This is a genomic window from Gluconobacter aidae (assembly GCF_009547075.1).
Taxonomy (GTDB): Bacteria; Pseudomonadota; Alphaproteobacteria; order Acetobacterales; family Acetobacteraceae; genus Gluconobacter; species Gluconobacter aidae.
In genome coordinates, this window is record NZ_WIPH01000003.1 from 162,577 (window position 1) to 175,807 (window position 13,231).

A 13,231-nucleotide genomic window follows, 5' to 3' on the forward strand; every position below is an offset into this window, starting at 1 on the left:
GGCACTGTAGATCCAAGATATAACAGCGCCTACATGCCGGCTATCATAGAAATTTTTAAAGGCAGAAGGATAAATCGTGATCAAACGGCAGACAGTTGATGGTATCCGCAAAATGAAGGTCGCTGGCGAAAGAATTCCGATGCTGACCGTCTATGACTACCCTTCTGCCCTGATCGCCGAACGGGCGGGTATTCCGATGCTGTTGGTCGGAGATTCCGCCGGAATGGTGGTGCATGGTTATGACACCACATTACCAATGACTGTGGATGACATGATTCTTCATGCAAAAATGGTGACACGCGCCAGCCGTTCAGCACTCGTCGTGGTTGATCTCCCGTTCATGAGTTATGCGACTATGCCGGATGCCATCTCTTCGGCCCGCCGCGTCATGCAGGAAGGTGGAGGACAGGCGATCAAGCTGGAAGGTGGCCAAGAAATCCTCCCCATGGTGAATCACCTGACCGCCATGGGCGTCCCCGTCATGGGACATCTTGGTCTGACGCCTCAGGCACAGCATCAAATCGGGCTAAAAGTTCAAGCACGCGAAGCCTCAGCGGCACGGCAACTTCTGGATGATGCTGTGGCGCTGGAGCAGGCTGGCGCATTTGCGATTGTCCTCGAAGTCGTTCCGGCTCCTCTGGCTGAAGTCATTACAAAGCGGCTGTCTATTCCCGTCATCGGGATTGGCGCAGGACCACATTGTGATGGAGAAGTACAAGTCTGGCACGACATTCTTGGGCTCTATGACAACAAGACGCCTCGACACGCCAAACGCTTTGCAGAGATTGGCGCAGCTATTGAAAAAACGGTCAGGGAATATGCTGAGGATGTTCGCGCCGGCGTATTCCCAACCAGTGCACAAAGTGCCTCCATGCCGCTGGACACTCTGAATGAGGTTTTAACGGCTGACTGCTAACAAAGGTCAGCTTTCAAAAAAACCATTCCAATCCCGTGCGTTGCCAAGATGACGGCGAAAGAAGCCGATAATGATTTGGGCACATAACATCAAGCCGTTCCCCTAATCGGGAACGGCAATCAAGCTGAGTATAGAGAAGTATCTTTTCTTCTCACTTATTTCTGCCGAACCCCCAGATGCCCAACCTGCCGCGCCTGAGCCAGCGCTTCCTGCCGCTCACGCTCGGCATAGCGATGGCGCTGCTCTTCCGTGCGTTCGTTATGGCAATGCGGGCACGACACACCCTGTACGAACAGAGCCGAAGCCTTGTCCTTGTCACTCAATGGACGACGACAGGCATGGCACACGTCATAAGTCCCGACCTCAAGCCCGTGCTTCACCGACACACGCTGGTCGAACACGAAGCACTCGCCTTCCCACAGACTCTCTTCCTCGGGCACGGTCTCCAGATATTTCAGGATGCCGCCCTTGAGGTGATAGACTTCATCCACACCTTCCGCCAGCGCAAAGGACGTTGATTTTTCGCAGCGGATACCGCCCGTGCAGAACATCGCGATCTTCGGCAGACGGCCTTCCGCTTCCAGTTCCTGCCGACGCTTACGGAACCATTCGGGAAATTCGCGGAATGATTTCGTCTTGGGATCTTCCGCGCCTTTGAACGTCCCAATCGCCACTTCATAATCGTTGCGCGTATCAATCAGGATCGTATCCGGATCGGAAATCAGCGCGTTCCAGTCTTCCGGCGCCACATACCGCCCCACGCCCTGAAGCGGGTCGATATCCGGCTCGCCCATCGTGACGATTTCCTTTTTCAGCCGCACCTTCATGCGGCGGAACGGCAGTTCAGGCGCGCGGGAGTCCTTGCTTTCCAGTTCCGCACAGCCCGGAAGTGCACGGATATGCGCCATCACGCGCTCCATGCCCTCATCCGTCCCGGCAATCGTCCCGTTGATCCCTTCGCGCGCCAGAAGCAGAATCCCCCTGATCCCCTCACGCTCACACAGGTCCAGCAACGGCCCGCGCAATGCGGCAGGGTCGGCGAACGGCGTAAAATGATACAGCGCGACAATACGGATCGGTTCGAGAATATCGGACATGAGGCAGGCATCCGGCGACCGGGACCGCAGACACAGCCGCGATCGGATGAAAAAGACAGCCCCGCAGATATCAGGGCCAAAGCCGTCATGCCAGCCCCGCCCCCCAGAAGCACAACTTTTGCCCCATATCCGAAAGGCATGATCCCGTCGCTGCTCCTGACACTTGCCCGGCCGCCCGAATTTCCCCAGTTCGGCATCATGGACGGAGACTCCAGGTTCAGGCCGAAGAACGCACCAGAAGCCGGATCTTCCGGTCCGTGTTGCAAGCCACTCCCACACCGGCTGCCCATCGCCTCCTGCACACAAACCCGCTCCCCGCACTGAAATCCCTGCGCTAAGGTACCCGCATGACCCAGATCCGAGCCATTCGCGGTCCCATCCTGACTTTCCATGCCGATCCCTTCACCACCGATCCCATGGACGCCCTGCATCACGAGCCCGATGGTCTGATCCTGACGGAAAACGGCCGCATCACCGCCGTCGGTCCCTGGGACAGTCTGCGCGACACCATCCCTGCCGGAACGCCCCTCGACCACTATCCCGACATGCTGATTTCCGCGGGCATGATCGACACGCACGTCCATTACCCGCAGCTTCCGGTCATCGCGTCTTACGGTGAACAGCTTCTGGAATGGCTGGAAAGCTACGTCTTCCCCGCCGAAGCCCGCTACGCCGACATCGCCTATGCCCGCACTGTCGCCAGGCAGTTCCTGATCGAACTCCTGCGCGTCGGCACTACGACGGCCGCCGTGTACTGCACGGTCCACCCCCAGTCCGTGGACGCATTCTTTGAGGAATCCGAACGCCTCAACACCTGCATGATCGCAGGCAAGGTCCTGATGGACCGCAACGCCCCAGAGAGCCTGCGCGATACCGCCCAGAGAGGCTACGACCAGTCTGCGGACCTCATCGCACGCTGGCATAATCGCGGACGCCAGCTTTACGCCGTCACTCCCCGCTTCGCTCCCACCAGCACCCCCGAACAGCTCGATCTCGCAGGCGCCCTCCTCGCCACAAAACCCGATCTGTTCATGCAGACGCATCTGCTCGAAAACCGCTCCGAAATCGCCTGGGTCCGCGAGCTTTTCCCCGATCGCAGCTCCTATCTGGACGTATACGACAAGGCCGGTCTCCTGCGTCCCCGCGCCATTCTCGCCCATGCTGTCCACGCCGAAGAAGCCGACTTCCAGCGCTGTCACGACACCGGCTGCTCCATCGCGCACTGTCCCGGCTCGAACCAGTTCCTCGGCAGCGGATCTTTCCCGCTCTTTGAGGCCCTCAAACCCGAACGTCGCGTGCCCGTCGGCATCGGCAGCGATATCGGCGCCGGACCCTCGCTATCGCTGCTTCAGGTTCTCTCCGACGCCTACAAGGTCGCACAGGGCCTCCAGACCAGACTTCATCCCGCGCAGGGACTGTGGCTCGCCACGGCGGGAGGTGCACAGTCTCTCGGCCTCGAAGAGCGGATCGGCAATATTCGACCCGGCCTCTACGCCGATCTCTGCGTTTTCGACCCTGCCGCCACGCCGCTGGGCCGGATTCGGTCCCAGACCGCCGAAACCCTCGCCGACCGCCTGTTCGCCCTCACCATGCTGGGCGACGATCGCAGCATCGCCGCCACCTATGTCGCCGGACAGTTGCTCCACCGGAGATAAAGCAACATGACGGCACAGGAGCATATCAGCGTCATAAACAGACACTGAGTGTAATTTTTTCTTTGACTCGGAAAAATTTTGAACTCTAGGGGTATCTTAATTATTTTTCAGAGTCGCAGCGGTAATACTGATCAGAGTATTTAATCTGCGAGAATACTCCGGCTCACCCTCGGGCTCGCGACATAAAAGCAGGCGCCATGCACCCTCCGGCCCATACCGCATTCCGCTGCGGCTTCCTGATTTTCCTGGGAGTGGCACTGTCCTTCGCTGCTGCCACAGGTTTTCCCGAAAAAGCGCATGCCGCCGGGAGCACAGATACAACGCCCAGCGTGACGCTCGGCAATGACGGGAACAGCACCGGACACTCCATGTTCCGCACCCTCTTTGACGGACAGCGCGCGCTCGGCACCAGCGGACTTTCTTCGCTCGAAGGCGCCAGCGGCGGCGGCATCGCAAGCTGGGCCACCATCAGCGGCTATGGCTCCAACAAAAGCGCGGGCATGGCCCTGCACTACAGCTATGTGAACCTCACCAGCTACTGGGACCAGAACGTCGGCGCGTCGATGGGCTTCTTCGACCGCGTCGAGATCTCCTACACGCACAATTTCTTCCAGACCCGCGGCACCGGCGCAAAACTCGGCATCGGCAACGGCTACCAGTTCGACCTTGATGTCGCGGGCGCGAAAGTCCGCCTCTTCGGGCATATTGCCGACAATACCCTGATCCCGCAGGTCGCCATCGGCGGCATGTACAAACATGACAGCGACGGCAAGGTCATCCACGAAGTCGGCTCGAAACATACCGATGGCGGGGACGCCTATCTCGCCGTGACCAAGCTGTTTCCGAAAATCGGCATCCTGATCGACACCACCGTCCGCTTCACCAAGGGCAACCAGTGGGGCATTCTCGGTTTCGGCGGGGATCAGGACAACAATTATCACGCCCAGTTCGAAGGCTCTCTCGGCTATCTGCCCTCCTTCATCCCCGGACTGGTGGTCGGCGTGGAATATCGCACCAAACCCCGCAACCAGCGCTTCACCGATGAAAGCAACTGGTTCGACGTCTACACCAGCTATTTCGTCAACAAACACCTGAACGTCACGCTGGCCTATGTGTCGCTGGGCACGATCGCGACGTATAAAAATCAGACGGGCTTCTATTTTTCCGCGCAGACCGGCTTCTGAAGGGGCGATCCGGGCTCTGCCCGGACCCGGCAGGGATCTCGATCCCTGCACCCTGTTTTATGAATCGGTGTCCAGAGCCCACGGCCTCTGGCGGGTTTCAGGACAGAGCCCTGAGCCTCACCCTTCGCGGATACGCTCGTCGATCAAAGACTCACGCGGCACATCCGTGGCATGGGCCGCCTCATGAATCGTCCGCTTCACATTGAAAATCAGATGCAGCGAAATCGCTGACAGCGATCCAAGTGTAATTCCGCTTCCAAAAACGATCTTCGCCCACATCGGAAACGTGTCGGAGATATGCGGCTGGGCCGTCGCGAGCATGCTCAGTCCGATGCTGGTCCCAACGATAATCACGTTGCTCTGCCGGTTGAAATCCACCCGCGAGAGGGTCTGCACGCCGACCACGGCCACGGTTGCGAACATCGCCAGCGCAGCCCCGCCCAGAACCGGCAGCGGCACCGCAGCCACCAGCGCGCCCAGACGCGGCAGACAGCCCAGCAGCATCATGATGACCGCCGCCGCCGCCACGACCCAGCGGCTCTTCACCGCCGTCATCCGCACCAGACCGACATTCTCGGCAAAACACGTATAGGGAAACGAGTTGAGCACCCCACCGAGCATGGTCGCGATCCCATCGGCCCGAAGCGTGCGGGCAATATCTTCGGACGTGATCGGCTTGTCCACGATTTCGCCCGTCGCATAGACGTTGCCAATCGTCTCGATCATGGAAATCGTCATGACGATCACCATCGACAGGATCGAGACCGGATGAAACGTCGGCATCCCGAAATAGAAGGGATGCGTGATGGACAGAAGCGGCGCGGACGCCACATCCCCGAAATTCGCATCGCCCAGTATCCAGGCCACCACCGTCCCGAGCACCAGTCCGATCAGCACGGCAATCGTGGCAATAAACCCGCGAAACAGCCGCTGGATCACCAGAATGGAGGCCAGTGTTCCAAGCCCGTACCAGATGCTCCGCAGCGGAACATGGTCCTGCATGACGGACGGACTGGCCCCCGACACAATGTCATTCGCCGCAACCGGCAACAGCGCCAGACCAATGATGAGAATGATGGACCCCGTCACCACCGGCGGGAAAAACCGCACCAGCCCGGCGAAATGCCGCGCCATCAGGAACGTCACGAACCCCGCCACGATGACGGAGCCGTAAATGGACAGCAGCCCTGGCGTCCCGCCGCCCACAGCAGAGCCAATGGCGATCATCGGCCCCACGGCCGTGAACGTCACGCCCTGCAACAGCGGCAGCCGAACCCCGACCGGTCCGAACCCCACCGCCTGAAGCAGCGAAGCAATCCCGCAGGTGAACAGATCCGCATCAATCAGATGGATCAGCGTCTCGCGCGGCAGATGCAGCGCGCCCGCTACGAGGATCGGCACGATGACCGCCGCCGAATAGAACGCCAGCACATGCTGCAACCCATAGGCCCCAAGCCGCCAGACCGGCAGTTTCTCGTCAACGGGATGCAGACCGGTCATCGCGGCGTTCTCGGCAGTCATGAAAAGCCCTCAGCTTCCGCGATAGGTGGAATATCCGAACGGCGCCGCCAGCAGCGGCACATGTGCATGTGTTTCCGCCGCCAGCCCGAACACGATCGGCACCACATCCAGAAACGGCGGATCAGACAGAACCTGCCCGCCTTTGCGGAAGTAATCGCCAATCCGGAACTCCAGACAATACGTCCCTTTCGGAAGCGCAACATCCCGCAGTTCCGGGCAACGCCCATCCGAATTGGTCTGGCCTTCGAACAGAACCTGCTCTCCCTGCAACAGACGCAGGCTCACACCCGCGGCAGGCTTCCCGGACACCGTATCGAGAACATGCGTGGACAGAGAACTCATGCCGTCACCAGATCTTTCAGACGAAGTCCTGCAATCGCATCAATCTGCGTCAGCGCCTCGGTCAGTTCCTGTTCGGGAGTGCCAGAAAGACGGCGCTCCATTTCATCCATAATGACGGTTTTCGCCGCTTTTCCGGGTGCAGCGACCTTGCGCACGCAGATCACGAACGGCATGGAAAACCGCGCACGATACGCATCATTCAAGCCCCGGAACCGCTCATATTCCGCAGGCGTCAGACGATCCAGTCCGGCCGAAGCCTGTTCCGAGGCGGAATGTTCCGTCAGATCCGGATCAATCCCGGCCCGGTGCCCGAGTTCCGGATGCGCCCGCACCAGCGCAAGCTGCGCCTCCACGCCCGTAGACCGCACGACTTGCGCAAACGCGGACAGCATCGCGTCCCCATCCGCAAAAGGCCGTGCTTTCAACGCCCCGTCCGCCACCCAGGGCGAATGTTCGTAAAGCCCGCCGAACTGCGCCACAAACGCCTCGGCCGACAGTGCATTGACGTCCGAAATCTTCATGCCGGATGCACAGACTGCCAGTGCCGCGCAATATCCAGCCGCGTCGCCACCCAGACCTCTTCATGCTTCTGGATATGCTCCAGAAACTTCAGCAGCCCCAGCGCCCGCGCCGGCTTGCCCGCCAGACGGCAATGCAGCCCGATCGACATCATCCGTCCACCCTCACGATACAGCATGTCAAACGCATCACGCAGATAGACGAAGAACTGCTCACCTTCCGTAAAACCGTTCAGCGCCGCGAACTTCATGTCATTCGCGTCCAGCGTATACGGCACGATCAGCTGCGCCCGGCCCTGGGTCCGGTCATAATACGGCAGATCATCCGCATAGGAATCCGCATCATAAACAAACCCGCCTTCCTCCGCGACCAGACGCGCCGTGTTCGGGCTCGTGCGCCCCTGATACCAGCCCAGCGGCCGCTCCCCCGTCACTTCGGTATGCAGCGCAATCGCCTCGCGGATATACGCCCGCTCCACATCCTCAGGGAAATCCTGATAATCAATCCAGCGCAGACCATGGGAGGCAATTTCCCAGCCACTCTCCTTCATGGCCGCCACGGCATCCGGATTGCGAGCCAGCGCCTTCGCCACACCAAACACCGTCACCGGCATCCCGGCAGCATCGAACAGACGCCGCAGCCGCCAGAACCCGGCCCGGCTGCCATATTCGTACAGGCTTTCCATCTGCGCACAGCGCGCGCCGATAATGGATTTCGTGCCGATCATTTCGGACAGGAACGCTTCCGATCCCGCATCGCCATGCAGAACCGAGTTTTCCGCGCCTTCCTCGTAATTGATGACGAACTGCACGGCGATACGCGCGCCATTCGGCCATTTCGGATCAGGCGGCGTGCGGCCATAGCCGATCATGTCCCTCGGATAGCTGTCCTGCGTCATGGGCGTCTCCCTTCTCAAAGCACCGGCGGATCGAGACTGACGAGTTCTTCCGTGTCATAGGCCAGAAGGCTCGCCAGATGCTTCTCCCCGTCCTCCACGAACAGATCCCGCGCAATGCCCCGCGCCAGTTTCTCCACGCCAAAACGCATCCCGCTGATGGACGCCCCCGAAAGCCCCATGCTCGGCATGGCACCGAACGTGAAGTTGTAGATCGCCGCCAGCATCGGCGCCTTCGGATCGGACGCATCCTTCGGCAGGAACTGGAACCGCGCTCCCAGATAGGGATGGCTGCCCAGAAGCTCGCTTTCCTCACCGGCGGGCGGCGTGAAATGATCGCGCCACAGCATGACCGAAGACGCAAAATCCCGCGTTTCCGGACGCTGCGACAGGTCGATCGTGAACCCCGTCCCGATGATCAGGAAATCAAAACGCATCTCGCCCTGCGGCGTCGTCACCACGACCTCGTCCCCGTCCATCCGCGTTGCCGTCCAGGGCATTCCGGGATGGAAGGCGAAGTTCTCATGACGGCGGCAGCGCCAGAACGTGTCCTGCGGCGGCGGCTGGTTCAGGCTGTAGATCTGGCGCATGAAACGCCAGCGCGTCAGGTCCGGCAGTTCCGAAAAATGCGCGAGAAAGCCCGCATTTTCCATCCAGCGATACGGATTAATGGCCGGGATCTTCGCCCGCCGCAGGCACAGATCCACCCGCCCCGCGCCCTTTTCCAGCGCCGTCGCAGCATTGTCGAACGCCGAGGCCCCGGCCCCCAGAACGCCGATCCGCTTGCCCTTCAGCGCTTCAAAATCAATGTCTTCATGCGTGTGGGCATAAACGGATTTCGGCAACGTCTCGGAAATGAAGGACGGCACATGCCACGTCCCGCCGCCGTCAATGCCCGTCGCCAGAACCATCCGCCGTGCCAGACGCACCGTTTCCTGACCGGCCGCATTGCGGAACGTTAGCCGCAGCAGCCCCTCGTCCCAGCCGACATGCACCAGTTCCTGATCGTTCACGACCGGGATGTCGAGCGTCTGCCGCACCCAGTCCAGATAGGCCTGCCAGTCATGGCGGGAAATCTTGTCCAGATCCTCCCACGCCTGCGCGCTGTAACGCGCCTCGAACCAGGATTGCGGCGTGAGACTGGGAATGCCCAGATCCGGCCCGGTCACATGCTTGGGCGTGCGCAGCGTAATCATGCGCGCAAACGTCATCCACGGCCCTTCGCCGCCTTTGGAAGCCTTTTCAAAAACTTCCACATTGGTCACACCCTGCCGGCGCAGACCGAAGCAGGACGTGATGCCCCCCTGTCCAGCGCCGATGATGGCCACATCCAGAACCGCCTTCCCGTCCCGCTCCTGCGTCAGGCTCCAGTTGCCGGTCGCATAGCGGATTTTCGCCAGGTCCTCCCGCACACGCTCCGAAAGCGCGGTCAGAGCATCGACGGGAGAAACGGTGGATGTCATGTGGTCAAATCCCAAAAACCGGTACGGACAAAGCAGCATCCGGCCGCCGCCAGAGCACCTTTCCGCAACAAAATGACAGGTCACCTGTCGGTCGGGATAGTTTCATACCGCTGTAAGGGCGTATACTTCATAAAAACGCATCTCCCGTTCGCAAAAAGAGAGCAGTTCTTCCATGCCTGTCTTCTCACGCTTCCTGCGTTACTTCCTTGCCGTCGCCCAGCACGGATCGATCCGACGCGCTTCCGAACATCTGCGCATCGCCGCCTCGGCCATCGACCGGCAGATCCTCCAGGGCGAGGAGTCTCTCGGCACACCCCTGTTCGAACGCCTCCCCAGCGGCCTGCGCCTGACGGCGACGGGCGAACTTCTCTATGCTCACGGCAAGCAGTGGTCGCGGGACCTGACCAATATGTGCGTCCAGATCGAGGACATGCGCGGCCTGCGCCGGGGACAGGTGGACATCGCCGTCCCGGACGCCCTGACCCGCGGCTTTCTGCCCCGCCTGCTGCGCGCCATGCGCACGACCCATCCCGGCATCACGATATCGACCCATGTTCTCGACAACAGCCGTATCCAGAGCACCCTGATCGACGGCTCGGTCGATGTCGCGCTCCTTCTCAACCCGACGCACGCCAAGGGCCTTCTCGTCCGGGCCCACAAGGATTTTCCGCTCGGTTTCGTCTGCCTGCCCAACCATCCCGTCGCGGAACGTAAAAGCGCCCGTTTCAGCCTGGCGATGAATTATCCCATGATCATGCCAGAACCCCCGCTCGCCCTTCACCGACAGATCGAAATTCTCGAAATCGACAGCAATCTCGATATCCATGCCGCTGCCGCTTCCGACAACATCCAGATGATCAAGTCCCTGGTTCGTGAAGGCGTCGGACTCGGCATCCTCAGCGCACTCGACGTCATGGAAGAGGTCACGCGCGGCGAACTGGCCTTCATTCCGATTTCCAACCACGACGTCGCCCCCCTGACGCTCGCCCTGTGCGTAGACCATTCCCGCCAGCTTTCGGGCGCCGCGCGGCTCGTGATTTCCGAACTCGAAAAAGAGTTCCTCTCTCCTCCTGCAACACCCCTCTCTACGACCTGATTTCCGGCCACGCAAAACCGCATCATATGGGAGACATGGACTGTCACATTTTTGCATCAACCTAAAAACGGCAATGCTTCGGTCTGCATTTTATCTTTGATGGGAATAGGCCATCCGTTTTACATCCACGTTTCGAATAAATACCGTTCCCAAAGTGAACCTTTCGTTTCCACAGGACAGGAGCCCGGCAGCATGAAAGACAACTCTCGTTCACCGAGCTATCGACGCCAGCTCCTCGCGGTCACCTGTCTCGCTGGAAGCATGCTCGTCGCTCTTGGCGCGACAGCACGCGCCGCACAGCCTGCGAAACACCACACTCCGCGCCATCATGCCGCCAGCCGCAACGCGCCAAAAACCGTCCGGGCACCGTCGCGTTCGACCGCCACACCCCGCATCCACGCGCTTGACGCCTCCGCTGCCGAAACGGTCTCCGTCACGTCCTCGCGCCGCGCCCTGAACGGCGGCGGCGGCATGATGCGCGTCGAAACCGCGCCACATGCCGTGCAGACCGTCACGAAGGAATTCATCAACATGCGCGCGCCGACCAGCACGGCGCTTGATCTGATCCAGAACCTGCCGAGCCTCAATGTTACGACGCCGGATTCGTCAGGCATGGAAGGCGGACAGATCCAGTCCCGCGGCCTGACCGATCTGGACATGGGCCTGATGGTGGACGGCGCCCCCGCCGCAGCCGCCAAGTATCTGAGCGAAAACGTCGATTCCGAGAACCTTGAGAGCGTCAGCGTCACGCCGGGCTCCTCCGCGACGGATCTTCCCGTCATGTCGGCCGCCGGTGGTGTCATGGCCGAAGAAACCCGCACCCCGTCGCACAAGCGCGGCGGACTGATCGACTTCTCCTACGGCACCAACAACCTGTCGCGCGAGTTCATCCGCCTCGAATCCGGCGAGATCGGCCATAGCGGCGTGCGCGGCTATTTCTCGTTCTCCAACACACATGCCCGGTCGTGGATGGGTGCTGGCATCAACCAGCGCAAGCACATCGATTTCGGCCTCCAGAAAGACTGGAAGAACGGCTCCAATGCCAAGTTCTTCCTGTCCTGGAACTCGGCCGACTTCATCATCGACAACTACCCGACCTCCGACCAGTTCTTCCGCTACAAGCACACCGGTCAGGGCTACGGCCGCACGAACGACAAGACGAGCAACAACTACTGGGGCAACAACAACGATCACTGGAACCAGATCTTCATCTCGGCTCCGGTCCATATTGCCCTGCCATCCCGCCTGTCGCTCGACATCCATCCCTATTTCAGCTTCGGACAGGGCTGGGACGCGTCGCCTGACGGCACCACCACCGATTCAAGCGGCGTAACACGGGGTCTGACCAGCTACTTCCTGCAAAACGAATACCGCTCGGTCGGTACGGTCGCGAAACTCAACTGGGAAATCGACCGTCACAACACGTTCTCGGTCGGCTACTGGTATGAAAACACCCAGACGATCCAGTCCTATCCCACCAGCTACCAGATGGCGGATGGCAACGCGGCCAGCCCGAACAATGCGGCCTATCTGATTTCCGCAGGCGACAAACAGACCGCCGGATATGAGATCCACTCGTTGTTCGTGCATGACACCGCCAAGTATTTCAACGACCACCTGACGGTGGACGCCGGATTCAAGTTCGTCATGACGAATATCTGGAACAGGGATTATTACGACCGTCAGGAAGCCAACCGCACGGCCCCCCTGCCGCAGCTTTCGATCGGCTATCGCATCAACAACCACCATCAGGTCTACCTGAACGTGGAAGGCGATTACCGTCAGCCCAGCGCAGTCGATCTCGGCTGGCTGTACACCAGTGTCGCGATCCCCAAAAACCAGTATTCCATCAAGGAAGAACTCGGCTACCGGTATCATGACGACCACATCATCGCCGACGTCGCCTTCTTCAACTACAACGTCACGAACCGCATCGTGGACCAGTATGTCGGCATGAACAGTTACAAGCCGTTCAATATCGGCAGCCAGCAGATGCGCGGATTTGACGTGATGGTCGCGGCACGCCCGATCCATGGCTTCAGCCCCTACGCCTCGGTCGAATACCTGCACGCCACCCAGGACAGCAACGTCTTCGATCCGTATCTGAACACGATGCTGCATTCAAAGGGCACACAGGCTGTCATGGCCCCGCATGTCATCGCGAATTTTGGCCTGACCTACACCTACAAAGGCTTCTTCGCGAACGGCTCCGTCCACTACACCGGACCTCAATCCGTCAGCATCGCCGGCGACCAGCGCATTCCGGGCTACGTCACCGATACGCTCTCGATGGGTTATCACTTCAAGCCCTTCATGTTCGCGCAGTCCCCGACCTTCCGCCTGAACTTCACCAACCTCACCGGCTCCGTCGTCCGCACCGGCGCCATGGGCGCGGTCTACAGCGCCAAGGACCCGAGCACGGTCTACAGCGGCAACATGGCGTCCTATACCGGCTACGGAAACTCCTTCATGGTCGCTCCGCGTTTCACCATGACAGGCACGGTCTCCACCGCCTTCTGACGGGAAGGAGCAGGGAGCATTCC

The 13,231-nt window shown here is 60.2% G+C and carries 11 protein-coding genes; 5 read left to right on the forward strand and 6 right to left on the reverse strand.

Annotated features, from left to right (window positions below; all coding sequences use genetic code 11):
- Positions 1-76: 76 nt before the first annotated feature.
- Positions 77-916: a 3-methyl-2-oxobutanoate hydroxymethyltransferase gene (panB, locus tag GFJ39_RS02940; protein ID WP_325062804.1), complete on the forward strand. Its 840-nt coding sequence runs from the start codon at positions 77-79 to the stop codon at positions 914-916.
- Between the two features lie 155 nt (positions 917-1,071).
- Here the strand turns inward: panB and trhO are convergent, their stop codons facing one another.
- Positions 1,072-2,013, reverse strand: coding sequence for an oxygen-dependent tRNA uridine(34) hydroxylase TrhO (trhO, locus tag GFJ39_RS02945; RefSeq protein ID WP_153429620.1), 942 nt, complete (start codon positions 2,011-2,013; stop codon positions 1,072-1,074).
- A 347-nt stretch (positions 2,014-2,360) separates the two neighbouring features.
- On the opposite strand from trhO, the gene guaD reads away from it, so the two are divergent.
- On the forward strand, positions 2,361-3,668 hold the full coding sequence (gene guaD / locus GFJ39_RS02950) for a guanine deaminase (protein ID WP_153429622.1): 1,308 nt from the start codon (positions 2,361-2,363) through the stop codon (positions 3,666-3,668).
- A gap of 197 nt (positions 3,669-3,865) precedes the next feature.
- Positions 3,866-4,852 (forward strand): DUF3034 family protein, encoded by a 987-nt coding sequence (locus tag GFJ39_RS02955; protein WP_153429624.1) that lies wholly within the window; start codon positions 3,866-3,868, stop codon positions 4,850-4,852.
- A gap of 117 nt (positions 4,853-4,969) precedes the next feature.
- Here GFJ39_RS02955 and GFJ39_RS02960 read toward each other — a convergent pair whose 3' ends face one another.
- Genes GFJ39_RS02960 through GFJ39_RS02980 form a run of 5 tightly spaced genes read right to left on the reverse strand, consistent with a single transcriptional unit; the run spans position 4,970 to position 9,592 of the window.
- A complete protein-coding gene (locus GFJ39_RS02960; protein ID WP_153429626.1) occupies positions 4,970-6,373 on the reverse strand; it encodes a nucleobase:cation symporter-2 family protein in 1,404 nt (467 codons plus the stop codon).
- 9 nt (positions 6,374-6,382) lie between these two features.
- Positions 6,383-6,715 (reverse strand): hydroxyisourate hydrolase, encoded by a 333-nt coding sequence (gene uraH, locus GFJ39_RS02965; protein ID WP_153429628.1) that lies wholly within the window; start codon positions 6,713-6,715, stop codon positions 6,383-6,385.
- Positions 6,712-7,236 carry a 2-oxo-4-hydroxy-4-carboxy-5-ureidoimidazoline decarboxylase gene (uraD, locus tag GFJ39_RS02970; RefSeq protein ID WP_153429630.1) on the reverse strand — a complete coding sequence of 175 codons (525 nt, stop codon included), beginning with the start codon at positions 7,234-7,236 and terminating at the stop codon, positions 6,712-6,714. Before uraD ends, uraH begins: the two co-directional genes overlap by 4 nt.
- The gene (gene puuE, locus GFJ39_RS02975; RefSeq protein ID WP_153429632.1) at positions 7,233-8,132 is read right to left on the reverse strand and encodes an allantoinase PuuE; all 900 of its coding nucleotides are present in this window, start codon (positions 8,130-8,132) and stop codon (positions 7,233-7,235) included. The genes uraD and puuE overlap by 4 nt, the downstream gene beginning before the upstream one ends.
- A gap of 14 nt (positions 8,133-8,146) precedes the next feature.
- On the reverse strand, positions 8,147-9,592 hold the full coding sequence (locus tag GFJ39_RS02980; protein ID WP_153429634.1) for a SidA/IucD/PvdA family monooxygenase: 1,446 nt from the start codon (positions 9,590-9,592) through the stop codon (positions 8,147-8,149).
- A gap of 172 nt (positions 9,593-9,764) precedes the next feature.
- On the opposite strand from GFJ39_RS02980, the gene GFJ39_RS02985 reads away from it, so the two are divergent.
- Complete coding sequence (locus GFJ39_RS02985) at positions 9,765-10,688, forward strand: LysR family transcriptional regulator (protein WP_153429636.1); 924 nt, start codon at positions 9,765-9,767, stop codon at positions 10,686-10,688.
- 192 nt (positions 10,689-10,880) lie between these two features.
- Positions 10,881-13,208, forward strand: a complete 2,328-nt coding sequence (locus GFJ39_RS02990) for a TonB-dependent receptor (protein WP_153429638.1) — start codon at positions 10,881-10,883, stop codon at positions 13,206-13,208.
- Positions 13,209-13,231: the final 23 nt, after the last annotated feature.